Annotated in this window: 22 protein-coding genes and 1 pseudogene; 7 read left to right on the forward strand and 16 right to left on the reverse strand. The window is 64.2% G+C overall.

Annotation, left to right across the window (positions count from 1 at the left end; all coding sequences use genetic code 11):
- Positions 1-11 precede the first annotated feature (11 nt).
- The 13 genes and pseudogenes from purD to GYB81_RS00375 form a co-directional block, all read right to left on the reverse strand.
- The gene (gene purD / locus GYB81_RS00315) at positions 12-1,301 is read right to left on the reverse strand and encodes a phosphoribosylamine--glycine ligase (RefSeq protein WP_161864789.1); all 1,290 of its coding nucleotides are present in this window, start codon (positions 1,299-1,301) and stop codon (positions 12-14) included.
- Positions 1,302-1,431: 130 nt separating this feature from the next.
- On the reverse strand, positions 1,432-3,039 hold the full coding sequence (gene purH, locus GYB81_RS00320; protein ID WP_161864790.1) for a bifunctional phosphoribosylaminoimidazolecarboxamide formyltransferase/IMP cyclohydrolase: 1,608 nt from the start codon (positions 3,037-3,039) through the stop codon (positions 1,432-1,434).
- A gap of 74 nt (positions 3,040-3,113) precedes the next feature.
- On the reverse strand, positions 3,114-3,434 hold the full coding sequence (fis, locus tag GYB81_RS00325) for a DNA-binding transcriptional regulator Fis (protein WP_026088753.1): 321 nt from the start codon (positions 3,432-3,434) through the stop codon (positions 3,114-3,116).
- The gene (dusB, locus tag GYB81_RS00330) at positions 3,431-4,429 is read right to left on the reverse strand and encodes a tRNA dihydrouridine synthase DusB (protein ID WP_161864791.1); all 999 of its coding nucleotides are present in this window, start codon (positions 4,427-4,429) and stop codon (positions 3,431-3,433) included. Before dusB ends, fis begins: the two co-directional genes overlap by 4 nt.
- A gap of 229 nt (positions 4,430-4,658) precedes the next feature.
- Positions 4,659-5,936 (reverse strand): DUF3426 domain-containing protein, encoded by a 1,278-nt coding sequence (locus tag GYB81_RS00335; RefSeq protein ID WP_161864792.1) that lies wholly within the window; start codon positions 5,934-5,936, stop codon positions 4,659-4,661.
- A gap of 53 nt (positions 5,937-5,989) precedes the next feature.
- Positions 5,990-6,868, reverse strand: coding sequence for a 50S ribosomal protein L11 methyltransferase (prmA, locus tag GYB81_RS00340; RefSeq protein WP_161864793.1), 879 nt, complete (start codon positions 6,866-6,868; stop codon positions 5,990-5,992).
- A gap of 83 nt (positions 6,869-6,951) precedes the next feature.
- Positions 6,952-7,623 carry a DUF4272 domain-containing protein gene (locus GYB81_RS00345; protein ID WP_161864794.1) on the reverse strand — a complete coding sequence of 224 codons (672 nt, stop codon included), beginning with the start codon at positions 7,621-7,623 and terminating at the stop codon, positions 6,952-6,954.
- A 77-nt stretch (positions 7,624-7,700) separates the two neighbouring features.
- Positions 7,701-9,056 (reverse strand): acetyl-CoA carboxylase biotin carboxylase subunit, encoded by a 1,356-nt coding sequence (gene accC, locus GYB81_RS00350; RefSeq protein ID WP_024306839.1) that lies wholly within the window; start codon positions 9,054-9,056, stop codon positions 7,701-7,703.
- A 17-nt stretch (positions 9,057-9,073) separates the two neighbouring features.
- Complete coding sequence (gene accB / locus GYB81_RS00355; RefSeq protein WP_161864795.1) at positions 9,074-9,538, reverse strand: acetyl-CoA carboxylase biotin carboxyl carrier protein; 465 nt, start codon at positions 9,536-9,538, stop codon at positions 9,074-9,076.
- 50 nt (positions 9,539-9,588) lie between these two features.
- The gene (gene aroQ, locus GYB81_RS00360; RefSeq protein WP_024306841.1) at positions 9,589-10,035 is read right to left on the reverse strand and encodes a type II 3-dehydroquinate dehydratase; all 447 of its coding nucleotides are present in this window, start codon (positions 10,033-10,035) and stop codon (positions 9,589-9,591) included.
- 158 nt (positions 10,036-10,193) lie between these two features.
- Complete coding sequence (gene dsbD / locus GYB81_RS00365; RefSeq protein ID WP_161864796.1) at positions 10,194-11,981, reverse strand: protein-disulfide reductase DsbD; 1,788 nt, start codon at positions 11,979-11,981, stop codon at positions 10,194-10,196.
- Between the two features lie 168 nt (positions 11,982-12,149).
- A pseudogene (locus tag GYB81_RS25120) lies at positions 12,150-12,689 on the reverse strand (methyl-accepting chemotaxis protein); the annotation flags it as partial.
- A gap of 1,529 nt (positions 12,690-14,218) precedes the next feature.
- Positions 14,219-15,832, reverse strand: a complete 1,614-nt coding sequence (locus GYB81_RS00375) for a response regulator (RefSeq protein WP_161864798.1) — start codon at positions 15,830-15,832, stop codon at positions 14,219-14,221.
- 257 nt (positions 15,833-16,089) lie between these two features.
- Here GYB81_RS00375 and GYB81_RS00380 point away from each other — a divergent pair, with 257 nt between their 5' ends.
- The 4 genes from GYB81_RS00380 (at position 16,090) to speA (ending at position 20,408) form a co-directional block, all read left to right on the forward strand.
- Complete coding sequence (locus GYB81_RS00380; protein ID WP_161864799.1) at positions 16,090-17,142, forward strand: DUF2333 family protein; 1,053 nt, start codon at positions 16,090-16,092, stop codon at positions 17,140-17,142.
- Complete coding sequence (locus tag GYB81_RS00385; protein ID WP_161864800.1) at positions 17,142-17,690, forward strand: NUDIX hydrolase; 549 nt, start codon at positions 17,142-17,144, stop codon at positions 17,688-17,690. The genes GYB81_RS00380 and GYB81_RS00385 overlap by 1 nt, the downstream gene beginning before the upstream one ends.
- A gap of 312 nt (positions 17,691-18,002) precedes the next feature.
- Positions 18,003-18,374 (forward strand): translation initiation factor Sui1, encoded by a 372-nt coding sequence (locus tag GYB81_RS00390; RefSeq protein ID WP_024306846.1) that lies wholly within the window; start codon positions 18,003-18,005, stop codon positions 18,372-18,374.
- Positions 18,375-18,494: 120 nt separating this feature from the next.
- Positions 18,495-20,408 (forward strand): arginine decarboxylase, encoded by a 1,914-nt coding sequence (gene speA / locus GYB81_RS00395; protein WP_161864801.1) that lies wholly within the window; start codon positions 18,495-18,497, stop codon positions 20,406-20,408.
- Here the strand turns inward: speA and pdxR are convergent.
- Positions 20,393-21,814: a MocR-like pyridoxine biosynthesis transcription factor PdxR gene (gene pdxR / locus GYB81_RS00400; RefSeq protein ID WP_161864802.1), complete on the reverse strand. Its 1,422-nt coding sequence runs from the start codon at positions 21,812-21,814 to the stop codon at positions 20,393-20,395. The genes speA and pdxR overlap by 16 nt on opposite strands.
- 91 nt (positions 21,815-21,905) lie before the next feature.
- Here pdxR and GYB81_RS00405 point away from each other — a divergent pair, with 91 nt between their 5' ends.
- The 3 genes from GYB81_RS00405 to GYB81_RS00415 are packed head-to-tail and all read left to right on the forward strand — an operon-like array spanning position 21,906 to position 23,393.
- Complete coding sequence (locus GYB81_RS00405) at positions 21,906-22,340, forward strand: GNAT family N-acetyltransferase (protein ID WP_161864803.1); 435 nt, start codon at positions 21,906-21,908, stop codon at positions 22,338-22,340.
- A 1-nt stretch (position 22,341) separates the two neighbouring features.
- Positions 22,342-22,965, forward strand: coding sequence for an FMN-dependent NADH-azoreductase (locus GYB81_RS00410; RefSeq protein WP_161864804.1), 624 nt, complete (start codon positions 22,342-22,344; stop codon positions 22,963-22,965).
- Positions 22,962-23,393: a carboxymuconolactone decarboxylase family protein gene (locus tag GYB81_RS00415; RefSeq protein WP_161864805.1), complete on the forward strand. Its 432-nt coding sequence runs from the start codon at positions 22,962-22,964 to the stop codon at positions 23,391-23,393. The genes GYB81_RS00410 and GYB81_RS00415 overlap by 4 nt, the downstream gene beginning before the upstream one ends.
- 1 nt (position 23,394) lies before the next feature.
- Here GYB81_RS00415 and GYB81_RS00420 read toward each other — a convergent pair whose 3' ends face one another.
- Entirely contained in the window at positions 23,395-23,859 is a 465-nt protein-coding gene (locus tag GYB81_RS00420; protein ID WP_161864806.1) for a DUF2214 family protein, read from the reverse strand.
- A 12-nt stretch (positions 23,860-23,871) separates the two neighbouring features.
- Entirely contained in the window at positions 23,872-24,909 is a 1,038-nt protein-coding gene (locus tag GYB81_RS00425) for a GGDEF domain-containing protein (protein WP_161864807.1), read from the reverse strand.
- Between the last annotated feature and the right edge of the window lie 6 nt (positions 24,910-24,915).

The raw sequence follows: 24,915 nt of genomic DNA on the forward strand, positions 1-24,915 counted from the left end.
CTTGAGCGCCTTCAGCCTTCGCCCTGCTCGCGGGCGATGGCGCGGTAGCCGATGTCATTGCGATGGAACATGCCGTTCCAGCGAATCTTTTCGGCCAGGCGGTAGGCCTGCTGCTGGGCGTCGGCCACGTTGGCGCCGATGGCGGTCGCGCACAGCACGCGGCCACCGGCGGTGACGATCCGGCCATCCTTCAGTGCGGTGCCGGCGTGGAACACCTTGCCGTCGAGCTTGGCAGCCTCGTCCAGGCCTTCGATCACGTCGCCCTTGGCATAGTCGCCCGGGTAGCCGCCGGCGGCCAGCACCACTCCCACGGTCGGACGCGGGTCCCAGGTCGCTTCGACCTTGTCCAGCGCCCTGGCCAGCGCGGCCTCGACCAGCAGCACCAGGGAGCTTTCCAGGCGGCACATGATCGGCTGGGTTTCCGGATCGCCGAAGCGGCAGTTGAACTCGATGACCTTCGGCGCGCCGGATTTGTCGATCATCAGGCCGGCGTAAAGGAAACCGGTGTAGACGTTACCTTCGCTGGCCATGCCGCGCACGGTCGGGTAGATCACCTCGTCCATCACGCGCTTGTGCACCTCGGCGGTCACCACCGGTGCCGGCGAATAGGCGCCCATGCCGCCGGTGTTGGGGCCGGTGTCGGCGTCGCCAACGCGCTTGTGGTCCTGGCTGGTGGCCATCGGCAGCACGTTCTCGCCGTCGACCATGACGATGAAGCTGGCTTCTTCGCCATCGAGGAACTCCTCGACCACCACGCGCGAACCGGCTTCACCGAAGGCATTGCCGGCGAGCATGTCGCGCACGGCGTCTTCGGCTTCGGCCAGGGTCATGGCGACAATCACGCCCTTGCCCGCGGCCAGGCCATCGGCCTTGATCACGATGGGTGCACCTTTCTCGCGCAGGTAGGCCAATGCCGGCTCGATCTCGGTGAAGTTCTGGTAGTCGGCGGTGGGAATTTTGTGCCGGGCCAGGAAATCCTTGGTGAAGGCCTTGGAGCCTTCCAGCTGGGCGGCGGCGGCGGTGGGGCCGAAGATGTCCAGCTTGCGTGCGCGGAACAGGTCGACCACGCCTTTGACCAGCGGCGCCTCCGGGCCGACGATGGTCAGTTGTACGTTCTTCTCGGCGAAGTCGGCCAGCGCTTCGATGTTCAGCACGTCGATGGCCACGTTCTCGCACTTGGCTTCCACCGCGGTGCCGGCATTACCGGGGGCGACGAAGACCTTCTCGACGCGTTTGTCCTGCGCCACTTTCCAGGCCAGGGCGTGTTCGCGACCGCCGCTGCCGATGATCAGTACGTTCATGGGGTTCTCCTGAGCGTAGCCCGGATGCAATCCGGGGCTTTCAATTAGGGCGTCCCCGGATTTCATCCGGGCTACGTTCTACACATTTCGCGTGACGTAGGGTGGATGGACGAAGCCATCCACCTGTCGATCAATGGCGGAAGTGACGCATCGAAGTGAACACCATGGCAATGCCGGCCTCGTCCGCAGCAGCGATCACCTCGTTGTCGCGCATCGAACCGCCCGGCTGGATCACTGCGGTGATACCGGCCTTGGCGGCGTTGTCGATACCGTCGCGGAACGGAAAGAAGGCGTCGGAAGCCATCACCGCGCCCGGGACCGGCAGGCCGGCGTGCTCGGCCTTGATCGCGGCGATGCGCGCTGAATTGACGCGCGACATCTGGCCGGCGCCGACGCCGACGGTCTGGCGGTTCTTGGCGTAGACGATGGCGTTGGATTTGACGAACTTGGCCACTTTCCAGGCGAAGATCAGATCGTGGATTTCCTGCTCGCTCGGCGCGCGCTGGGTGACGATCTTCAGGTCTTCTGCCTTGATCATGCCGATGTCGCGGCTCTGTACCAGCAGGCCACCGTTGACGCGCTTGTAGTCCCAGCCAGCAGCGCGTTCGGCCGGCCATTCGCCACACTCGAGCAGGCGTACGTTGGCCTTGGCGGCCACCACTTCACGGGCGGCGGCGCTGATTTTCGGGGCGATGATCACTTCGACGAACTGACGCTCAACGATGGCCTTGGCGGTCTCGCCATCGAGCTCGCGGTTGAAGGCGATGATGCCGCCGAACGCCGACTCGGTGTCGGTAGCGTAGGCCAGGTCGTAGGCCTTGCGGATGCCGCCTTCGTCTTCCGGTACCACGGCCACGCCGCACGGGTTGGCGTGCTTGACGATGACGCAGGCCGGCTTGACGAAGCTCTTCACGCATTCCAGCGCGGCGTCGGTGTCGGCCACGTTGTTGAACGACAGTTCCTTGCCCTGCAGCTGGATGGCGGTGGAAACGCTGGCCTCGCCCTTCTTCGCCTCGACGTAGAACGCTGCGCTCTGGTGCGGGTTCTCGCCGTAGCGCATTTCCTGCGCCTTGATGAACTGGCTGTTGAAGGTGCGCGGGAAGGCGCCACGGCCTTCGGTGGACAGGGTGTCGCGCTCCTGGTCGATGGTGCCCAGGTAGTTGGCGATCATGCCGTCGTAGGCGGCGGTGTGCTCGAAGGCCTTGAGCGCCAGGTCGAAGCGCTGGGCGTAGCTCAGGCCGCCGGCTTTCAGGGACTCGATGATGCCGGCGTAGTCGCCGGTGTTGACCACGATGGCCACATCTTTGTGGTTCTTCGCCGCCGAACGGACCATGGTTGGGCCGCCGATGTCGATGTTCTCGATGGCGTCGGAAAGAGAGCAATCAGGCTTGGCTACGGTGGCTTCGAAAGGATAGAGATTGACCGCGACCAGGTCGATCGGCTTGATGCCGTGCTCGTCCATCACCGCGCCGTCCAGCGCGCGGCGACCGAGGATGCCGCCATGGATCTTCGGGTGCAGGGTCTTCACGCGGCCGTCCATCATTTCCGGGAAGCCGGTGTAGTCGGCGACTTCCACTGCGCTCACGCCATTGTCCTTGAGCAGCTTGTAAGTGCCGCCGGTGGAGAGGATCTCGACACCGAGGGCGGCCAGCTCGCGAGCGAACTCGAGGACACCGGTTTTGTCGGAAACGCTGATCAGCGCGCGGCGGACGGGCAGAAGGGTGGTCTGGTCGGTCATTTCACTATCCATCAGAGCGGGGATATCAGCAAAAAAGGCGGCTCATGCGGGCCGCCCTTTTCGGGAGTTCGGGGTTACAGCAGGTCGTACTGCTTGAGCTTCTTGCGTAGCGTGCCACGGTTCAGGCCGAGCAGCTCGGACGCCTTGGTCTGGTTACCTTTCACGTAATTCATGACGGTTTCCAGCAGCGGCGCTTCGACTTCGGTGAGCACCAGGTTGTACACGTCGGTGACGTCCGCGCCCTCAAGATGGGCGAAGTAGTTGTGCAGCGCCTTCTCCACGGCGCCGCGCAGGGTCTGGCCCTCTTCGCTCGGCGTGTTCAGGTGCTGTTTAAGGCTGGTGTTGTCACTCACGGGTGCAATTCCACTCACTAGGGTCTCTGTCATCAACGTCATGCGGCCACCTCGTTTTCATCGTTGTGCCGTTCGCGGAAGAACGCGCGAACGTGGGCGCACTGTGCGTCCGTGCTATCCAGACGGTTGAACTGGGCGCGAAACTCCCTGGCGCCCGGCAGGGTTGCCAGATACCAGCCGACATGCTTGCGGGCGATGCGTACGCCCATCAATTCGCCATAGAAGGCGTGCAGTGCGGCAAGGTGTTCCAGCAGAATGCGTTCCACTTCGAGCAGGCTCGGTGCCGGCAGGGTCTCGCCGGTGCGCAGGTAATGCTCGATTTCGCGGAAGATCCACGGCCGACCCTGAGCGGCGCGGCCGATCAGCAAGGCGTCGGCGCCGGTGGCGTCGAGCACGGCCTTGGCTTTTTCTGGGGAGTCGATGTCGCCATTGGCGAACACCGGAATCGATACCGCCTGCTTTATGGCGGCAATGGTCTCGTACTCGGCTTCGCCGGTGTAGAGGTCGGCGCGGGTGCGGCCGTGTACGGAAAGTGCAGAGATACCGGCGTCTTCGGCGATTTTTGCCACGGTAACGCCGTTCTTGTTCGCACGGTCCCAGCCGGTACGAATCTTCAGGGTCACCGGCACGTCCACCGCGCCGACCACGGCGTCGAGAATCTCGCGCACCAGCGGCTCGTCACGCAACAGGGCGGAACCGGCAGCCTTGTTGCAAACCTTCTTGGCCGGGCAGCCCATGTTGATGTCGATGATCTGCGCGCCCAGTTCGACGTTCTTGCGCGCGGCGTCGGCCATCATCTGCGGGTCGCCCCCGGCGATCTGCACCGAGAGTGGCTCGGGATCACCGGCATGCAGCAGGCGCAGGCTGGATTTACGGCTGTTCCACAGGCGCACATCGCTGGTGACCATCTCCGACACCACCAGGCCGGCACCAAGACGACGGCACAGCTGGCGGAACGGGCGATCGGTGACGCCGGCCATGGGGGCCAGGATCAACCGATTGGGCAATGTGTAGGGGCCAATACGTGGGGCCGACATGGGGCGTCCCTGCTTGTTGGTTCGCAGTTGAGACAGTTGGCGATCAACACCTGGCCTCCACTGTGTCCTCAGGGGAAACGATGGTGGGTCGGTGCTCGCGAAAGGGTGGGCATGATACCCGCTCTGGGTGACCGGATAAAGGTCGTTTTGAACAAATTCTGAACAGCTATGGGCTTATCGCCAGTAGTTAGATCGAAGGCCTGCGACCAACGGCCGCGCCGCCTGCAGGCTAATCGGGCGAGTGGAAGCTGAGGCTGTAATTGACCGCGCGGGTTCCCGGATCGAGGATGTCCAGCGAGATGTGAATGGGCGTCTGCGGTGGCATTTCGCTCTGCCCGGCGAGCTCGCCGGCGAGGTATTCGCTGGGCTTGAAGCGACGGCTGGCGACCAATTGCCCGCCCAGGTCGGCGAAGCGCATTTCCAGGAGCGGGAAGGGCTGGGCGAAGGGCGCGCGGTTGTAGAGGATGGCGTCGACGATCAGCGCACCGGAGAACTCCGGATGGCTGCGCACCACCAGGTTGCTGCTGCGAATCTGGCCGATATCGACTTTCGACGGCAGGGTGCAGCCGATGCTTGGGCATAGCTGTTCGAACCAGGGGCGATAGCGATCCTGGCGTGCCAGTTCATCGAAATTGTACGCAGCGTATTGTGCCAGCAGGCCCGCTGCCGCCAGCAGGTTGAGCAGGCCCCAGCCGAATACGCGTCCCCAGGCGATGCCCTGTGGCTGGCGCCAGTCGAGCTGCAGGGGTTCGTCGTCCAGGTCGAACAGGCGCTCCTCGCGCAGACCCGGCTCGTTGCGGGTCACTCTGGGCGCTTCATGCTCGCCGCGCAGCTCTTCGTCCTGCTGCTCGCGCTCGTCCGGTTCGTCATCGAGACTGCCCAGGCGTGGCTCGTCGGCTTCGTCGAGGTCCTCGTCGATGGACTGCGTACGGGGCGTGATAGGCGGGGCGAACTCGGCGGTGACCTTGGGTTCAGGTGCGGCAATCGAATCGGGCTGGTCTTCAGCCGGTTGCAGTTCGAAGTTGTCGCGCTCGCGCTTCACCTGCTCGTCACGCAGCAGGGCTTCGGCCCAGGCTTCGTCATGCGCTTCTTCGGGTTCGTCCGCGGCGCTGCTGTGGAAGTTTTCGGCGTAACGCGGCGCCCGTTCCAGAGCGAGGAACTGCTGTGACAACTGCTGTTCCTGCTCCTCCAGTCTGGCCAGCTCTTCGTCGAGGTCGAGGCTGTCCAGATCGAGGTCGTCATGAATCCACAGGGTATCGTCGACCGGCTTCTTCGCTGGCGGTTTGGCGCTGCTGTCCGCCTGAGCCGTGCTGGCCTGAGCACTGGCTGCTTTAGCAGGCGCTTGTGCAGGTGCCGCAGCACGTGGGCCGAAGAGTTGCTCGGCAGCATTGAACACGTGCAGGCAGGCACCGCAGCGCACGGCGCCATGGGCAGCAGCCAGCTGCGCCTGACTGACGCGGAAGCTGGTACGGCAATGGGGGCACTGGGTGACGTGGCTTTCGCTCATGCGCGGGTCCGGAAAATCCAAGCAGCTAGTCTAACGCAACGACTGTGGGCGGATCAGCGCTTGACGCCGCTGATGCGCACCCAGCCGTCCTTGGTGGCCGTCGGGTCGAGGTCGAAGGCGCCATCATAGGCAGCGCGGACTTCCTCGGCCTGCTCGGCGAGGATGCCCGACAGCGCCAGGCGTCCACCGCCTTTGACCAGCGCGGTGATCTGAGGTGCCAGGGAAACCAACGGGCCGGCGAGGATGTTGGCGACGACCACGTCCGCCGGCTGCTGTGGCAGATCGGCCGGCAGGTAGACCGGGAAGCGTGCCGGGTCGATGCCATTGCGCGAAGCATTGTCGCGCGAGGCTTCCAGAGCTTGTGGGTCGATATCCGTGCCCACTGCCTGCGGCGCGCCGAGCAGCAGGGCGGCGATGGCGAGGATGCCCGAGCCACAGCCGAAGTCGAGCACGCTGCAGTTGTCGAGCGTCTGGCCGTCGAGCCATTCCAGGCACAGTGCGGTGGTCGGGTGGGTGCCGGTGCCGAAGGCCAGGCCCGGATCGAGCAGCAGGTTCACTGCGTCCGGCTCCGGGGCGGCGTGCCAGCTCGGCACGATCCACAGGCGCTGGCCGAAGCGCATCGGCTGGAAGTTGTCCATCCAGCTGCGCTCCCAGTCCTGATCCCTGATGCGCTCGACATGATGTTCCGGCAGCGAGCCGCCACACAGCAGTTGCAGGTGGGCGATCAGTGCGGTCTCGTCGGTGTCGGCTTCGAACAGGGCCAGCAGATGGGTGTGCGACCACAGCGGGGTAGTGCCCAGGTCCGGCTCGAAGATCGGCTGATCCTCGGCATCCATGAAGGTCACCGATACGGCGCCTACTTCCAGCAGGGCGTCCTCGTAGGTTTCCGCCTGTTCAGGAGTGATGGCGAGACGGACTTGTAACCAGGGCATGGGAAACTCTCTGTGCGAGCCGCGCGGTCGAGCTGGGCGCGGCGTGTTTGGTTCGGGCGCCCGAAGGCGGGACAATGGGCTACTCAGGTACTGACGTCGGGATTGTCCCAGTCGTTCTGGCCATCGTTATCGATTAGCCAGTTTAAAGCGGCGTGGCGTTCCATGACTACGCTTGCGTTCATGCCGGCGGACATCGGTGCCTGTTTCAGGCGGGCGTCGACGCAGGCCCAGTGGTAGCGATAGATAAGATCGGCCTCGTCGAGGATGCTGTGGATGTCGCGTAGCCGAACGTGCTGCAGGAACGCCGCGAAATCCTCATGCCGTGAAACGGCCTCGATGGCGAAATCGCAGTCGATGGTGTGGTCGGGAAAATCCAGCGTCTCGACGATGCCCAGGGCCCAGAGCAGTACCCAGTAGGCTTCGTACTTCCAGACCATATTGATGACGTCCTGCTGCTCGCCCTGATTGCTGAGGATGCGCACCTCGGCGGGAGTCAGCTCGGTGACGCCGTATTGCTCCAGCAGTTGCTGGCACCACCGCGCCGTGTCGGGCGAGTAGTTGCCGGCATTGCGGTCACAGGCGGCCTGGATGGTGATCAGGCAGGCAATGGCGCGCTGGGCGATTTCCTCTGCACTGCGTATGCGAACCTCGCTGGCGGGCTCGATCATCGGCAGGTGGTCGATATAGGGAATGCCGGCTGCCTGGAGTCTGGCGATGGAGGCGGCCTTGCGCTCCGCGGGGGTGAGTCCGTTCATGTGGTTCATCCTTCGCAGGGTGGAATGTAAAAAGGGAGCGGCCTTGGCCGCTCCCTTTCGATGCTACAAGAACCTGCTCAGTGCCTGTCCATACCCAGTTTCTTTTCCAGGTAGTGGATGTTCACGCCACCTTTGACGAAACCCTTGTCGCGGGTCAGGTCGCGGTGCAGTGGCACGTTGGTCTTGATGCCGTCGACCACGATCTCGTCCAGGGCATTGCGCATGCGCGCCATGGCTTCGTCACGGTCCTTGCCGAAGGTGATCAGCTTGCCGATCAGCGAGTCGTAGTGCGGCGGAACGCTGTAGCCGCTGTACAGGTGCGAGTCGACGCGAACGCCATTGCCGCCCGGAGCATGGAAGTGCTTGACCTTGCCGGGGCTGGGCATGAAGTTGTCCGGGTCTTCGGCGTTGATCCGGCACTCGACCGAGTGACCGAGGATCTTCACGTCTTCCTGCTTGATCGACAGCGGGTTGCCGGCGGCGATGCTGAGCATTTCCTTGACGATGTCGATGCCGGTGACCATCTCGGTGACCGGGTGCTCCACCTGAACACGGGTGTTCATCTCGATGAAGTAGAAGCGACCGTCTTCGTAAAGGAACTCGAAGGTGCCGGCGCCACGGTAGCCGATCTCGATGCAGGCATCGACGCAGCGCTTGAGCACTTCGGCGCGGGCCTTCTCGTCGATCAGCGGGGCCGGAGCCTCCTCGATCACCTTCTGGTGGCGACGCTGCAGCGAGCAGTCGCGGTCATACAGGTGAATGGCGTTGCCCTGGCCGTCGGACAGCACCTGGACTTCCACGTGGCGCGGGTTGCCGAGGAATTTTTCCAGGTAGACCATCGGGTTGCCGAACGCGGCACCGGCTTCGGTGCGGGTCAGCTTGGCCGACTTGATCAGGTCTTCTTCCTTGTGCACCACGCGCATGCCGCGACCACCGCCGCCACCGGCGGCCTTGATGATCACCGGGTAGCCCACTTCACGGGCGATGCGCAGGGCTTCTTCCTCGTCTTCCGGCAGCGGGCCGTCGGAGCCGGGAACCACCGGTACGCCGGACTTGATCATGGCGTCCTTGGCCGACACCTTGTCGCCCATCAGGCGGATCACGTTGGCGGTCGGGCCGATGAAGGCGAAACCGGAGTTCTCCACCTGTTCGGCGAAGTCGGCGTTCTCGGCGAGGAAGCCGTAGCCCGGGTGGATGCCCGTGGCGCCGGTCAGCTCAGCGGCACTGATGATCGCCGGGATGTTCAGGTAGGACTGCGCACCAGCTGCCGGACCAATGCAGACGGACTCGTCGGCCAGGCCCAGGTGCATCAGTTCGCGGTCGGCGGTGGAGTGCACGGCCACCGTCTTGATACCCAGCTCCTTGCAGGCACGCAGGATACGCAGGGCGATTTCGCCACGGTTGGCGATAAGGACTTTTTCCAGCTTCTGCATTGCAGGCTCCCCGTGCATCAAACGATGGTGAACAGGGGTTGGTCGTACTCAACCGGCTGGCCGTTTTCCACCAGGATGGATTCGATCACACCGCTGGCTTCGGCTTCGATGTGGTTCATCATCTTCATCGCTTCGACGATGCACAGGATGTCGCCTTTCTTCACGGTCTGACCGACTTCGACGAAGTTGGCAGAGGTCGGCGAAGCGGCGCGGTAGAAGGTACCGACCATCGGCGAGCGAGCCACGGTGCCGTTCAGCTTCGGCGCGGCGGCCGGAGCAGCTTCAGCGCTCGGAGCGGCGGCAGCGGCTACAGGCGCGGCAGCCGGAGCGGGTGCTGGGGCGTAGACCGGCTGCGCGGCATAGGCCGGCTGCTTGCTGTGACGGCTGATACGTACGGACTCTTCGCCCTCTTTGATCTCCAGCTCGTCGATACCGGACTCTTCCAGCAGCTCGATCAGTTTCTTGACTTTACGGATATCCATGAATGGTCAACTCCCAGAGGTGAGGTAGGACTTGTCTACCAGGCTGCGCGTCAGGCGCGCCCGGTCAGTTGTTCGAGTGCCGCTTCCAGGGCCAGCCGATAACCGCTGGCGCCAAGCCCGCAGATCACCCCTACGGCAACGTCGGAAAAGTAGGAGTGATGGCGGAAAGGTTCACGCTTGTGCACGTTGGACAGGTGCACTTCGATGAATGGGATGCTCACCGCCAGCAACGCGTCACGTAATGCGACGCTTGTATGGGTAAAAGCGGCGGGATTGATCAGGATAAAGTCGACACCTTCACCCTTTGCGGCATGAATGCGGTCGATCAGTTCGTACTCGGCATTGCTCTGCAGGTACAGCAGATGGTGACCTGCTTCGCGGGCGCGCTGCTCCAGATCCTGATTGATCTCGGCGAGGGTGGTCGCACCATATTTGTCGGGCTCGCGGGTGCCCAGCAGGTTCAGGTTGGGGCCGTGCAGCACCAGTAGGGTGGCCATGGTCGCGTTCCTTGTTGTTCGGGCTGCGCGGGACTATGCCGTAGCTGGCCCGATGTCGGCAATAGCCGACACGATGCCCGGCGTTTGCGGCAAAAATATGACTATAGCGCTGATTTTGGTCGTTGCCAGGCGCCTGGCGCTGATCGCGCCGAGGTTTCTCAGCGGCCGCCCTGACGGCTACCGGCCTGGTCGAGGCGGGCGGCGAAGGTGGCGGCGTCGACCTCTCCTACGACACGCAGATCGAGCCATTCGTCACCATTGCCGGCGAACAGCTGGATGGCCGGTGGGCCGAACAGCTTGTAGCGGTCCAGCAGGGCGCGCTGCGCGGCGTTGCTTTCGGTGATATCGAAGCGGATCAGGCGCCAGCCGGCCAGCTTGCTGCCAACCTCGGCATTGCCGAACACCTCGCGCTCGATGACCTTGCAGCTGATGCACCAGTCGGCGTACCAGTCCAGCAGCAGCGGCTGGCCGCCGGCTTTGGCCTCGGCCAGGGCCGCATCCAGTTCGGCGGGGCTGCTCAGGGTCTGCCAGGCACCACTCTTGGCGCTGCTCTGGCTGGTGCCGGCCTGCAACTGGCCGAGCGGCTTGAGCGGATCGCTGGCGCCCTGCAGGGCACCGACCCAGGCGGCCAGGGCATAGACCAGCAAAGCCAACCCGGCGATCTGGCCGAGCTTCTGTCGGTGCGTCTTGGGTCCGAACTCCAGGGCGCCGAGGAACACTGCCACACCGCCGGCCAGCAGCCCCCAGAGAGCCAGGCTGAGGCTACCCGGCAGCACGCGCTCGAGCAGCCAGACCGAGACGGCCAGGAGCAACACGCCGAAGGCGTTGCGCACGGTGACCATCCAGGTCCCGGTTTTTGGCAGCAATGCACCGCCGCCCACGGCAAACAGCACCAGCGGTGTGCCCATGCCAAGGCCCAGGGCGAGCAGCTTCAGGCCGCCGCCCAAGGCATCGCCGCTGGCGCTGATATAAAGCAGCGCGCCTGCCAGCGGTGCGGAAACGCAGGGGCTGACCAACAGGCTGGAAAGTACACCGAGCAGTGCGGCATTCACATGCGAACCACCGTGCGTCTTGCCAGCCAGGCGATCCAGCGGTTCGCTGATGGCGCGTGGCAAGCGCAACTCGAAGAGGCCGAACATGGCCAGGGCGAAAACGGCGAAGAAGGCGGCGAAGGGCACCAGTACCCAGGGTGATTGCAGGCGTGCCTGCAAATTGAGGCCGGCGCCGAACAGCCCCATCAGCGTGCCGAGAATGGCGAAACAAGCGGCCATCGGCAGGACATAGGCCAGTGACAGGGTCAGGCTGCGCAGACCGCCGAGCTGGCCGCGCAGTACCACTCCAGACAGGATCGGTAGCATCGGCAGTACGCACGGCGTGAAGGTCAACGCCAGACCGCCGAGGAAGAACAGTGCCAATTCTTTCCAGTTCCAGTCTGCAGCGACTGGCGCTGCATCGCCGCCGCTGGCAGCCGGCATCTCGCCAATTTCGATGAATTCGGTTTCCGGCGGATAACACAGGCCCTTGTCGGCGCAGCCCTGATAGCCGACCTGCAGGCGCAGCGGGTGCTCGTCCGGGTTGTCCAGCGGCAGGCGGATATCCAGCACGCCGTAGTACACCTCGACATCGCCGAAGAACTCGTCGTGCTTGGCCTGGCCGGCAGGCAGCTCGGCCTCGCCGAGTGTCAGGTCCGCCGGCTCGACGCTGAAGTTGAAGCGGTGGCGATAGAGGTAGTAACCCTCGGCGGCGACGAAGCGCAGCGTGACCGACTGTTTATCGCTGCTTACCAGGCTCAGCTTGAAGGCTTCACGTACGGGCAGGAAATCGCTGCTGTTGTTCAGCGGCGCGCCAATCGTCGACGCGGCCGGGCGCTGATCGAACAGGCCGGCGCCGGCAGGCAGACTCAGGCAGAGCAGAAGCAGGGGAAGTAACAGTCGACGCAGTGACATCGGGCGAACATCTCGACTAAAGGTGGCGGCATGATACCGGAAAGCGCTCAGCCGCATCGCCGTCGCCATGCCGGAGCGTCGGATATGGGGTATGAGCGGAGCCTTGGAGAAGTCCGGTGCTACCGAGTTCCTGCCGAGAATTGCCCTGCGCTGCCGTGTCGCAGCCCGCTAGACGCGAAACGCCTGCACGGCACTGTGCAACTGGCCGCCAAGCTGCAGCAGACGTTCGCTCTCGTTGCGTCCGCTGGCGATCAGGCTGAGGTTGTCGTCACCCAGTTGGTGGATACGTTCGCCGTGCTCGCGAATCTCGCCGACCGCACCGCTCTGCTGGGCGGTGGCCTCGGCGATGCGCTGGGCCATGCTGGCGATGGTACGGATGGCGCTGACGATTTCATCCAGCGCGCCGTCGGCAGTCTCGGCCTTGCCGGCAGTGGCCTCGGCATGCTCGACCTGCGCGCGCATCGCCTGTACGGACTGGTACGCCGCCTGTTGCAGGCGACCGATCACCTCCTGGATTTCCGCGGTGGCGCTGCCGGTGCGTTGTGACAACGAGCGCACCTCGTCGGCGACCACGGCGAAACCACGGCCGGCCTCACCGGCACGCGCGGCTTCGATGGCGGCGTTGAGGGCGAGCAGGTTGGTTTGTTCGGCGATGCCGCGAATCACCGTCAACACGCCGCCGATGGTCGCGGTCTCGTTGGCCAGACGCTCGATGGCCTGTGCGTTGTCCTGCACTTCGCTGACCAGCGCGTGCAGGCCTTCCAGGCTCTGGCCGATGACCTGCTGGCCGTGCACCAGCGCTCGGTCGGCGTCGCGGCTGGCATCGGCGGTCTGGCTGGCATCTTCGGCGACCTGGCCGATGGTGGCCTCCAGTTCGCCCAGCGCGTCGCGGATCAATGTGGTATCTGCTGCCTGGCGCTGCGCGCCGCTGTGCAGGCCGCCGCTGAGATCGGCCAGGGTGCGGCTGGAACCGGCGACCTGTTCGGCGTGGCCACGGATGCTGGCGACCAGCTCCACCAGATAACGGCGCAGATGGTTGAGCGAGTCTTCGATGTCGCGCAATTCGCGGGTACGTGAGTTGATGCTGATCGGTGTGGCGAAATCACCGCTGGCCCATCTCGACAGCGCCGGCACCAGATGCCCGAGCACCTGGGACAGGCGTCGCTGGATGCGATCTATCACCAGGGCGATCAGCAGGATCAGGCCGATCATCAGGCCCTGGATCAGCCGCACTTCGCCCTGAATGCGTGCGTACTCGCCTTTCACCAGCGGCTCCAGCGCAGCCAGGGCCTGCTGCACCTGGCTCACGCGCTCAACCGTGGTCACGGCCAGTTGCTGACGCTGCTCGACCAGTTCACGGGTGCGCTGCAGTTCGCCTGGGTAGCGGCGCACCAGAGCGCTCAGCTCGCGTTTCAGATCGATGCCGCGGTCCTGTGCCTGTTGCTCCTGGTCTGCATCATCCAGTCCGAGCAGGGCGGCGAAACCTATGCTGGCGGAGCTGTCGGCCTGTTGCACGCCGAGCAGTGGCAGGCTGTCGAGCGCTTCCACCTGCTGGCCCAGGGCCTTGAGTTCGCGTTCGACGTCGCCGAGCAGCTCGCTGCGACCCTGACTGGTGAAGCGCTCACGGGCATGTGCCAGCTTCAGCAGGCGCGAGCCGGCCTCCTGCAACGGCTTGCGATAGCTCGCAGCAACCGGGCTGGTAGCGCTGTCGACATACTGACCGAGTTGCTCCAGCGCAGCGAGCATCTCGCGTTCGGCCTGCAGCAGTAGCCCCTGTGGGTCGCCGGCCAGCTTGCCGGCCGCAAGCAGCTGGTTGGCACTGAACGCGCGCAGCTGTTCCAGGCTTGGGCGCAGCTCATTGGCCAATTGTTGCGGCAGCTGTTCGAGGGATTCGTCGAAGGCGTCGATGGCCTGGGTCGCGGCGCTGTGTTGCACGGCATTGCCGCTGGCCAGGTAGGCCTGGATGTTGTCGGCCACGTCGTGCTGGAACTGCTGGGACAGCGTCAGATAGCGCTCCATCAACTGTACCGGCTGCTGCAAGGCGCGCTGTGACCACCAGAGCGTCGCTGCCAGGGCGATGCAGACGGTGACCAGTAGCAGGGTGTTGAGGTTGGTGAGCAGCTTGAGACGCATGGCGGGCTCGATCGACAACTGAACGATGCGCGCGAGCTTATTGCGGTTTGGTTACAGGCTTATGACGACGTGCGCTGCATCACGTTTTGCGCCCGGCACGGCAGTCAGTCGCCGCTGTACAGCTCCACCCGGTTACGGCCGCCGTGCTTGGCCTTGTACAGCGCTTCATCGGCGCGTTTGGACAGTGCGTTGCCATCGAGCCCCGGTTGCAGCATGGCGATGCCGCAACTGAACGTGCAGGACAGGTCCTGCGGCTGGGCCGGGTAGTGGATTTCGGCGAAGCGCAGGCGAATTTCCTCCAGCACCTTGAGCGCCGATTGCTCGTCGGTGTCGGGCAGTACCACGGCGAACTCTTCGCCGCCATAACGACCGATATGGTCGGTCTTGCGCAGGCGCTGCTTGAGGAACAGCGCCAGGCTCTTGATCACCCGGTCGCCCATCGGGTGGCCATAGGTGTCGTTGACCTTCTTGAAATGGTCGATGTCGAGCATGGCGAAGGCCAGCGGCTGATCTTCGCGGCGCGCGCGATAGCAGGCGTCGTCGAGCAACTGCAGAGTGTGGGTGTGGTTGTACAGGCCGGTGAGGCTGTCACGCACCATGCGCGCCTTGAGATTGCGCGCGCGGGCTGCGCGGTTGCGCACGGTGGCGATCAGATGGCGCGGTTTGATGGGCTTGGTGAGGAAGTCGTCGCCGCCTTCGCTCATGGCGTCGAGTTGCTTGTCCAGATCATCCTCTGCCGACAGGTAGATGATCGGCACGCTGACGTAGCGGTCGTTGTGGCGGATCACCTTGGCCAGCTCGGTGCCGTTGCACTCGGGCATGTACATGTCGAGGATGATCAGGTCCGGCTGGAACTCGGCCAGCGCGTCCATCGCCCGAATAGGTTCGGTGAGCGTATGGGTGAGGATGCCGGCGCTGTTGAGGACGCGCTCGGTGTGAGTCGCCTGGGCCTTGGAGTCGTCGACGATCAACACCTTGTACGGGTCGTACTGCGAAACGTGGGTCAGCACCTCGATGCGTTCGAGCAGGCTCGAGGCATCCAGCGAGCCGGTGAAGAATTCCTGGCCGCCGGCGCGTACCGCGGCCAGGCGCGTGGGGGTATCGGTATCGCAGTGGCTGAAGAACAGTAGTGGAATCTTCTGCTCCAGGCCTTCCTGCACCGAGCCGGCCAGCTCAAGCCCGGCGCCGGCGAAGTCGACATCCATGACGATGGCCGCCGGGTGGCGCTCGGTGATGGCGGCGCGGAAGGCGCGCTCATCGCTCAGCGCCTGCGCGGCCAGACCGAAAAACTCCAGTTGCTGGGCCAGGCGCTCGGCACGCTTGGCGTCCTGCAGGGCGATGTACACCGGCTTGCGCAGCGGCGGCAGAAAGGTTTGCTCGAAGGCGTCACCATGACGCAGGCCGGTACGTGAGAGGCGCTGCATGGCCTGATTGAGTCTGGCGATCAGGCTACTGTTCAGGCGGCCACGGTTTTCCACCACTTCGTCCAGGCTGGTACCGATGCTCTGCGCCAGTTGTGCGTGTTCGATCTGGTCGAAGCGCTCGGCATAACGCAGCAGGCGCAGGTTGGCCTCGCTCAGCTCGGCCATGCCGGTGTCGTTCCATTCGCTGCGTTGCAGGCGCTGCCAGACTTCCAGCACCTGGCGTGCCTGGTGGATCACGCGCTGGGCGAAGTGATGCTTGAGCCGATCGCGACTGGGGTCCGGGTGCTCGGTCATGGGCCGACTTCTATAAAGGGTTAAGTCAGTGGTGGCTTGATGCTATCACCTGCTGGCGATTCTGACATTGCCGTCGATCAATTGACGCCGGTATTTCTGTCGAATAAGCGACAGAAACGGAAGTTTCCCGTACCAGCGGTAAGTTTGCCTCTGTTTCCTGCGCTTTGCCGTGGGCTTGTCTTATAGTGCGCAGCAGGTCGCAACCCGCTGGCCGGGTTGTGGTCGAACACTCGAATTCGCTTGAAAAGGACACTGCCATGCTGGATTGGAAGAATCGCGCGACGAACTCGCAAGACGGTGCCGACAAGGCCTCAGCAGGCAGCCGCAGCGGCGGCAGCCTGATCGCCCGAGCCTTGGGCGGCCTGATTGGCGCCTATCTGCTGATCGCCCTGGTGGTCGGCTGGTACTGGAGTCAGGAGCCGTCTGCTTTCCAGGTACAGCAGCACGCGCAGAGCGCGGCGCAGCAGGCGCAGCGGCAGATGGTCACCGGTTATACGACGGTGGAGACGCTCAAGCAGGTCGCCTCCACACTGCTCGACAAGCCGGGTGGCTACCTGTCCAACGACCTTGCCCCGCCCGGTCTGTGGCTGGACAACATGCCGAGCTGGGAATATGGCGTGCTGGTGCAGGTGCGAGATTTCTCCCGCGCGCTGCGCAAGGATTTCGCCCGCTCGCAGTCGCAGTCCACGGAAAACCCGGACCTGGCCAGAGCCGAGCCGCGCTTTCACTTCGACAATAAGAGCTGGGCGCTGCCGGCGTCCGAGTCCGAGTATCGTGAGGGCATCAAATCGCTGGATCGCTATCTGGCCGACCTGAGCCAGAAGAAGGCGCAGTTCTATGCCCGTGCCGACAACCTCAACAACTGGCTGGGCGATGCCGGCACTCGCCTTGGCTCGCTGTCTCAGCGTCTCTCCGCCAGCGTGGGTCAGGTGCGCCTGAACGAAAATCTGCAGGTCGGTAACGACGCCGAAGAGTCCGGCCTGGTTGGGCGTGACGGTGTGTACGAGACGCCCTGGCTGCAGATCGACAACGTGTTCTACGAGGCCCGCGGTCAGGCCTGGGCGCTGGCTCACCTGCTGCGCGCCATCGAGGTCGATTTCGCCGACGTGCTGGCGAAGAAGAACGCCACCGTCAGCGTGCGCCAGATCATCCGCGAGCTGGAGGCAGCGCAAGCGACCCTGTGGAGCCCGATGATCCTCAATGGCAGCGGCTACGGCATTCTCGCCAACCACTCGCTGGTGATGGCCAACTACATCTCCCGCGCCAACGCCGGCCTGATCGACCTGCGCCAGCTGCTGAGCCAGGGGTGATGGAGGCGATCTCGGCGACCGAGGCGGCGCATCGCGCCGCTTCGGACCAGGAGCGAGTCGCCTGGGTCGACGAGAACGACCAGCCGCTGGGCGGCGTCTCCCGCGCCGAGCTGCGCGAGAGGCGGCTGATCGGGCGTGGCACCTATATCCTGTTGTTCAACTCGGCCGGTTTGCTGTGCGTGCACCGGCGCACGTTGAGCAAGGCGCTGTATCCCGGCTACTGGGATGTCGCAGCCGGCGGTATGGTGCTGGAGGGCGAGGACTATCGGCTTTCCGCCGAGCGCGAACTGGCCGAGGAACTGGGCATAGTCGATGCCGAGCTGATCGAGCACTCGCATTTTCTCTACGACGCACCGGAAAGCCGCTTGTGGTGCATGGCCTACTCGGCGGTGTCCGATGCGCCGCTGGTGTTGCAACCGGAAGAGGTGCTGGAAGCGCGTTTCATCAGCATCGAGCAGGCGCTGGAGGAAACCCACCGTCTACCCTATTGCCCGGACTCGCTGGCGGCGCTGCAGCGCTATATAAGCCGGCCGCTTGCGGCCGGCTGATGTCCCTCTCCCATTTATGGGAGAGGGTGCCCGAAGGGCGGGAGAGGGTGGTCGTGTCGGCTCGCGTGTTTCGTCGAGTTTTCGCTGCGGCGTGTTGCACCCGCCCTACCAGTTCTCTGGCAAGGTGTCAGGTGGGTCGCCAAAGTGCCGCACAATGACGCAAATATGGTCTTAGCAATCCCGGCCTTTGCCGTTACACTGCGCGGCCTTTTCGGCGGACGTCTGTCCGCCTGCGCTGCCCCTGCCTGAGTGGGGCTTCGCGGCTGAATCCGTTCAGCCAGTCGCTATCCTGACCCCTACGAGGACAAGCCGGTGGTCAAGAAAGCCTCTTCATTCTCCGCCCTGAGCGGTCTCGTCTATTCCACCGATGGCGGTCGCCATTGCCCGGACTGCAACCAGCCGGTGGATGCCTGCATCTGCAAACAGACGCGCATTCCCGAGGGCGATGGCATCGCCCGTGTACGTCGCGAAACCAAGGGGCGAGGCGGCAAGACCGTCACCACGGTGAGCGGGGTGCCTTTGGCCGAGGAGCCGCTCAAGGAGCTGGCCAGCGCGCTGAAAAAGCGCTGCGGCACCGGCGGTGCCCTCAAGGATGGCGTGATCGAGATTCAGGGCGACCATGTCGATCTGTTGCTCGCCGAGTTGAGCAAACGCGGGTTTACCGCGAAGAAGTCCGGCGGCTGAGCCAGCTTTTTCTAAACTTTCGACGAGCTTTGGTGGTCGACCGCCGAGCAACCGTGATCTATCGCCTTTAATTTCTGACGCGACCTTCGGTTGCGAAAACCCATTTCCAGGGAGACTTAGATGTCCGCACGACGCACCCGCAAAGACGACGGCAGTCAATGGACCGTAGCCGATAGCCGCAGTGTCTATGGCATTCGCCATTGGGGCGCCGGTTACTTCTCGATCAACGATGCCGGACGTATCGAAGTGCGTCCCAATGGTCCGGACAGCCAGCCCATCGACCTCTATCAGCAGGTCGACGAGTTGCGTCAGAGCGGCCTGTCGCTGCCGCTGCTGGTGCGCTTCCCGGACATCCTGCAGGATCGCGTGCGCCGCCTGACCGGGGCCTTCGACGCCAGTATCGAGCGCCTGGAATACCAGAGCCGCTACACCGCGCTGTACCCGATCAAGGTCAATCAGCAGGAGGCGGTGATCGAGAACATCATCGCCACGCAGAACGTCTCCATCGGCCTCGAAGCCGGCTCCAAGCCCGAGTTGCTGGCGGTGCTGGCACTGGCGCCGAAAGGCGGCACCATCGTCTGCAACGGCTACAAGGACCGCGAGTTCATCCGCCTGGCGCTGATGGGCCAGAAGCTTGGTCACAACGTGTTCATCGTCATCGAGAAGGAGTCGGAAGTCGCCCTGGTGATCGAGGAGGCGGCCGAACTCAAGGTGGCACCGCAGATCGGCCTGCGCGTGCGCCTGTCCTCGCTGGCATCTTCCAAGTGGGCCGACACCGGCGGCGAGAAGTCCAAGTTCGGCCTGTCCGCCGCGCAGATACTCTCGGTGGTCGAGCGTTTCCGCGCGGCCGGTCTGGATCAGGGCATTCGCCTGCTGCATTTCCATATGGGCTCGCAGATCGCCAACATCGCCGACTACCGCAAGGGCTTCCGTGAGGCCATCCGCTATTACGGCGAGCTGCGCGCCATGGGCCTGCCGGTCGATCACATCGACGTCGGCGGCGGCCTGGGTGTGGACTACGACGGCACCCACTCGCGCAACGCCAGCTCGATCAACTACGACATGCAGGACTACGCCGATGCCGTGGTCGACATGCTCAAGGAGTTCTGCGACCGCCAGGAAATCCCCCATCCGCACATCTTCTCCGAAAGCGGCCGGGCGATGACCGCGCACCACGCCGTGCTGCTGGTGCAGGTCACCGATGTCGAGCGGCACAACGACAAGGTGCCCGAGATCGACCCGAGCGTGGAGCAGCCGGAAGTGCTGCACTGGCTGATCGAGCTGCTCGACGACAGCGACCCGGAAATGGTCGCCGAGACCTACTGGCGCGCCACCCACTACATCGAGGAAGTGGCCGCGCAGTATTCCGCCGGCAAGCTGAGCCTGGCGCAGAAGGCGTTGGCCGAACAGTGCTACTTCGCCATCTGCCGTCGCCTGCACAACCAGCTCAAGGCGCGCCAGCGTTCGCACCGCGCCGTGCTCGACGAGCTCAACGACAAGCTCGCCGACAAGTACATCTGCAACTTCTCGGTATTCCAGAGCCTGCCGGACACCTGGGCCATCGGCCAGATCCTGCCGATCCTGCCGCTGTCGCGTCTGGACGAGGAACCGCTGCGCCGTGCCGTGCTGCAGGACCTGACCTGCGACTCCGACGGCAAGATCCGTCAGTACGTCGACGAGCAGTCCATCGAGACCAGCCTGCCGGTGCACGAGATTCGCGAGGGCGAGGACTACGTGCTGGGCATCTTCCTGGTCGGCGCCTACCAGGAAATCCTTGGCGACATGCACAACCTGTTCGGCGATACCGACTCGGTGAACATCTACCAGGCCGCCGATGGCAGTGTGGTGCATGCCGGCATCGAGACCCACGACACCATCGAGGACATGCTGCGCTACGTGCACCTGTCGCCCGAGGAGCTGATGACCCACTACCGCGACAAGGTCGCCAGCGCCAGGATCAGTGCCCGTGAGCGTACCCAGTTCCTCGACGCGCTGCGTCTGGGGCTGACCCGCTCGTCCTACCTGGCTTCCTGATCGAGCGCCGTCGCCAGCCGCCGGGCCAGGTGCAATGCCTGCTCGGCGCTGGCGATATTGGTGAAGCCCAGCAGCAGCCCGCTACCGCAGGGATACTTGCGCGCCCATTGCGACAAGGCCATCACGGCCAGCCCCGCACCTTGCGCCCGGGCGGCGAGGGCGATGTCATCTCCGGACTCGTTAAGCCGTGCCAGCAGATGAATACCGCCGGCCTGCAACTCCACCCGTAAACGCGCGCCGAATACCTGCTCCAGTGCCTTTGCCAGAAAGTCGCGCCGTTCGGCATAAAGTGCGCGCATGCGTTTCAGGTGGCGGGCGAAGTGGCCTTGGTCGAGAAAGTCCGCAGTGATGGCCTGGGACAATGCCGGGCCGGCGTGATCGAAGATACGTGCGCAGGCCGTGAAGGGCTCCACCTGTGCCGGCGGCACCACCAGATAGGCGAGACGCAGACCGGGGAACAGCACCTTGCTGAAGGTGCCGCAATACAGCACGCGACCGTGGTGATCGAGACTCTTCAGGGCCGGCAGTGGGCGGCCGACGTAGCGGTATTCGCTGTCGTAATCGTCTTCGACGATCCAGGCCTGGCTGGCTTGCGCCCAGTCCAGCAGTGCCAGGCGGCGCGGCAGGCTCAGGGACACGCCGAGCGGACTCTGGTGTGATGGCGTGACCAGGGCGCAACGGGCATTGGCGGCTAGCTTGCGCCCATCATCCACGCGCAGTCCCTGATCATCCACCGGCACCGGAATCAACTGCAGATCGGCACCTTCGAGTGCCTCGCGCGCCTTGAAATACCCTGGATCCTCGAACCAGCAGGCATCGCCTGCTTGCAGCAGCGCCTGGCGAATCAGCAGAAGGCTGCTGCGGTAACTGGCGGTGATGAACACCTGTTGCGGCTCGCAGGCGATGCCGCGCGACACACCCAGATAGCGCACCAGACTGCTGCGCAGGGCGTACAGGCCCTGCGCGTCCGGATAGTCCAGGTCGGCCGACGCCAGCTGGCGCAAATGGCGGGCGCCGAGGCGACTCCACAGCTTGCGGGGGAAGGCGTCCAGGGCTGGCAAGCCGAGCTGGAAGGGTAGTGCTTCGCGCAGTGAGCGTTCGCTTGGTGCTGATCTGGTCCGCGGCTTGGTCGACACGCCGGTGCTTGGCGGGGATTGCGGTAGCTGGGGTGAAACCACTGTGCCGGCCGGGCCGCGGGGCAGCAGATAGCCTTCGCCGACCAGCAACTGATAAGCCGCTTCCACCGTGCCGCGCGCAAGGTTCAGTTCGCTGGCCAGGGCGCGCACCGAAGGTACGCGCTCACCTGGCTGCAAGCGCCCATCGGCGATAGCTTCACGCAAGCGTTGATAAAGCTGCAGATAGATCGGCGCCGCCTGATCACGCATGGGAGCGAGTTGAACGCGCATTTCCATGTCCTACTCAATTTGCAAGGTCTTGGCTCTACTGACTATGCCATGTTCTGCCTAGAGTAGTGCTCATCTTCGCCGGAGAACCGCTATGAACCCCGACTACCACTACGAATGGCTCGATACCCCTCAGCAATGGCGCACCTGCTTCGAGCTGATGCGCGTGTTGCGTCCGCACCTGAGCGATGCCGATGACTTCGTCCAGCGCCTGCAGCGCCAGGCCGAGCAAGGCTATCGCCTGTTGGCCGCGCGTGCCGGTGACGAGGTGGTGGGGCTGGCCGGCTGTCGCTTGCAGGAGAATCTGCTGCATGGCCGTTTTTTCTACGTCGACGATCTGGTGACGCGCGAGAACCTGCGCAGCCAGGGCATCGGCGAGCAGTTGCTGAACGAGGCCCGCGCGCAGGCGCGGCGGCTGGGCTGCGTCAATCTAGTGCTGGATACGGCATTGGCTAATGCACGCGGGCAGCGCTTCTACTACCGTCAGGGGTTGCTGGCCCTGGGTATGCACTTTCGCGAGGCACTTTAAGATGCAACGAATCCTGTTATTGCACTGCAGTCCATATGGTCGTCAGAGCCGCGGCAGCGTCCTGGCTCTGGAGCTGGTGGAGCGTCTGCGTCAGCGTCATCCCGACGCGCAGTTGCTTGAGCGTGACCTGGCCAGCGAACCGCTGCCGGCGCCGCACGCTGATTACGCCACTGCGTTGGTGGCGCGGGCGCCGAACGACGAGCCGGCGCTGGGCCTTTCCGAGCAACTGATCGATGAGCTGGAGCGCAGCGACTGTCTGGTGATCGCTACGCCGATGCACAACTTCACCGTGCCGGCGACGCTCAAATCGTGGATCGATTATGTGCTGCGCATCGGCCGCAGTTTCGCCAATACCGAGGCGGGCAAGGTCGGGCTGTTGGCAGATCGGCCGACCTTCGTGGTGGTCAGCTCTGGTGGCGTCTATCGCGGCGAGCAGGCGCGCCAGCCGGATTTTCTTACGCCCTATCTACGCCATGTGCTGAGCACCATTGGCATTCATGACCTTGAGTTCGTCCATCTCCAGGGCTTGGTGCGTGGCCAGGAGCATGCGCAGGCGATGCTGGCGCAGGCGCGCGAGCAGCTGGCTCTCAATCCCCATCTCATTGCACAGGAGACGTTGTCATGACTGCACTACGTCAGCCTTACTACGAGTTATCCACCGAGGCCACGCAGGCGCTGCTTGCCACCAAGGCCGCGCTGGAGCACGGACCATTGGGCAAGGCGATGGTGGAGCTGCTTTATCTACGTGTGTCGCAAATCAACGGCTGTGCCTACTGCCTGGAGAAGCACAGTCAGTCACTGCGTGAGGAGGGCGTGCCGCAGGTCAAGCTGGACAGCCTGGCCGGTTGGCGGGTCAGTGGCCATTTCGATGAGCGCGAAAGAGCGGCGCTGGCCTGGGCCGAGTCGCTGAGCGACATCACCCGCAGCCACGCTGCCGATGAGGATTATCTGCCGCTGGAGACGCATTTCTCGCCCAGGGAAATTTCCGATCTGACCATCGCCGTGGCCCTGATGAGCGGGCTCAATCGTCTGGCCATCGGCATGCGCCTGTGAATCACGGCGTTGCCGCGATCATCCCGTAGCCGCGCGCCATCAGCGTGGCCAGCAGCGGTATCACCAGCAACAGCAGCAGCTCGATACGAATGCTCCAGGTCACCAGGCGAACCTGCCGGGCGCTCGGCTCGGGCACCTGGCCGGCCTTCACCGTGCTCCGCCATTTGATGAACACCAGGGTGGGCAGGATCGACAGCAAGCCGACCAGCACGAACAGCCCGAGCTTGGCGTGGAACAGGCTGTTGCCCATGTAGTAGGCCGCGCCCTTGCCGAACCACAGCACCCGGGCGATACCGGTGACCAGCACCAGGCCGGCGCAGATGCCGTAGGCCAGGTCGGCTATCATCAGGCTGCGTGCCCGGGACAGATCCAGCGGCGCCCTGAACAGCACGTGTTCGATGCTGAGCAGGGCGAACAGGGCGAAGATCGACAGGTAGTGCAGGTAAGCGACGAACGCGGCAGCCATCCGTGTTTCCTTTCAGTGGGCGTTGGAGGCGAGTTCACTGCGGTTGCGACCGCCATGCTTGGCTTGGTAAAGCGCCTGATCAGCACGTTTGAGCGCGTCCATGGGGCTCTCGTTGGCGCCTATCAGCGTGCAGCCGAGGCTCGCGGTCTGTTGCAGTTCGGCCTTTTCCAGCTGCATCGGCTGGCTGGCGATGGCCAGGCGGATGCGTTCGGCAATTTGCAGCAGCTCCTGTTCATCGTGCACCTGGGAGAGGATGACGAACTCCTCGCCACCATTGCGTGTGACCACATCCTGCGGGCGTACCGCTGCGCTCATGCGCCGCGCGCTTTCCCACAGCACGTGGTCGCCGCCATCGTGGCCGTACCTGTCGTTGACCTGCTTGAAGTGATCCAGATCGCAGTAAATCAGGCCCAGGCGCAACTGGTGGCGCTCGGCTGCGGCTTGCTCCAGCGGCAGGAAGTGCAGCAGCCCTGCACGGTTCCACAGCTGTGTCAGCGCATCGAGCATGCCCTTGCGCTGCTCGCGGCTCAGGGCGTCGCGCAGGTCGCTGGCCTGTTGCGAGCAATGCTGCAGGTGCAAATAGTGTTCGGCCAGGTAGGCCAGGTCGCGCAGCTTGAATATGTCCTGTTTGCCGAACGCGCGCGGCTTCGGGTCGGCCAGGCATAGGGTACCCAGCGGCAAGCCGTCGGCATTGTGCAGCGGCCAGCCGGCATAGAAGCGCACGTCAGGGGTATTACGCGCCAGTTCGGTGCGGGCGAAACGCACATCCGCCTGGCTGTCCTCGACGATCAGTGGCTCGTTGCGCAGTACCGCCTGGGAGCAGTAAGAAAGGCTGCGCGGCGTTTCAGCTGCGTCCAGCCCCTGGCGGCTCTTGAACCACTGACGATCACGGTCGACCAGGCTGACCAGCGCCATCTTCACCTGAAACAGGTCGCGGGCCAGGCGGGTCAGCGCGTCGAGATAGGGATCGGCGGGCGTGTCGAGTAGCTCCATGCGATCCAGCGCTTCCTGGCGCTCGGCTTCATTCGGTGGGATTGGCACGCTGAGCATGGGCGA

It is taken from the genome of Pseudomonas yangonensis (assembly GCF_009932725.1).
GTDB lineage: Bacteria > Pseudomonadota > Gammaproteobacteria > Pseudomonadales > Pseudomonadaceae > Aquipseudomonas > Aquipseudomonas yangonensis.

Coding starts and splice junctions, on each gene's coding strand:
- GYB81_RS00375 (WP_161864798.1), bottom strand. CDS start 15,832: ATGACCGAGCACCCGGACCCCAGTCGCGATCGGCTCAAGCATCACTTC.
- dusB (WP_161864791.1), bottom strand. CDS start 4,429: ATGTCGGCCCCACGTATTGGCCCCTACACATTGCCCAATCGGTTGATC.
- GYB81_RS00420 (WP_161864806.1), bottom strand. CDS start 23,859: ATGGCTGCCGCGTTCGTCGCTTACCTGCACTACCTGTCGATCTTCGCC.
- GYB81_RS00345 (WP_161864794.1), bottom strand. CDS start 7,623: ATGAACGGACTCACCCCCGCGGAGCGCAAGGCCGCCTCCATCGCCAGA.
- dsbD (WP_161864796.1), bottom strand. CDS start 11,981: ATGTCACTGCGTCGACTGTTACTTCCCCTGCTTCTGCTCTGCCTGAGT.
- accB (WP_161864795.1), bottom strand. CDS start 9,538: ATGGATATCCGTAAAGTCAAGAAACTGATCGAGCTGCTGGAAGAGTCC.
- purD (WP_161864789.1), bottom strand. CDS start 1,301: ATGAACGTACTGATCATCGGCAGCGGCGGTCGCGAACACGCCCTGGCC.
- accC (WP_024306839.1), bottom strand. CDS start 9,056: ATGCAGAAGCTGGAAAAAGTCCTTATCGCCAACCGTGGCGAAATCGCC.
- fis (WP_026088753.1), bottom strand. CDS start 3,434: ATGACGTTGATGACAGAGACCCTAGTGAGTGGAATTGCACCCGTGAGT.
- GYB81_RS00410 (WP_161864804.1), top strand. CDS start 22,342: ATGCAACGAATCCTGTTATTGCACTGCAGTCCATATGGTCGTCAGAGC.
- speA (WP_161864801.1), top strand. CDS start 18,495: ATGTCCGCACGACGCACCCGCAAAGACGACGGCAGTCAATGGACCGTA.
- GYB81_RS00425 (WP_161864807.1), bottom strand. CDS start 24,909: ATGCTCAGCGTGCCAATCCCACCGAATGAAGCCGAGCGCCAGGAAGCG.
- GYB81_RS00405 (WP_161864803.1), top strand. CDS start 21,906: ATGAACCCCGACTACCACTACGAATGGCTCGATACCCCTCAGCAATGG.
- pdxR (WP_161864802.1), bottom strand. CDS start 21,814: ATGCGCGTTCAACTCGCTCCCATGCGTGATCAGGCGGCGCCGATCTAT.
- prmA (WP_161864793.1), bottom strand. CDS start 6,868: ATGCCCTGGTTACAAGTCCGTCTCGCCATCACTCCTGAACAGGCGGAA.
- purH (WP_161864790.1), bottom strand. CDS start 3,039: ATGACCGACCAGACCACCCTTCTGCCCGTCCGCCGCGCGCTGATCAGC.
- GYB81_RS00335 (WP_161864792.1), bottom strand. CDS start 5,936: ATGAGCGAAAGCCACGTCACCCAGTGCCCCCATTGCCGTACCAGCTTC.
- aroQ (WP_024306841.1), bottom strand. CDS start 10,035: ATGGCCACCCTACTGGTGCTGCACGGCCCCAACCTGAACCTGCTGGGC.
- GYB81_RS00380 (WP_161864799.1), top strand. CDS start 16,090: ATGCTGGATTGGAAGAATCGCGCGACGAACTCGCAAGACGGTGCCGAC.
- GYB81_RS00385 (WP_161864800.1), top strand. CDS start 17,142: ATGGAGGCGATCTCGGCGACCGAGGCGGCGCATCGCGCCGCTTCGGAC.
- GYB81_RS00415 (WP_161864805.1), top strand. CDS start 22,962: ATGACTGCACTACGTCAGCCTTACTACGAGTTATCCACCGAGGCCACG.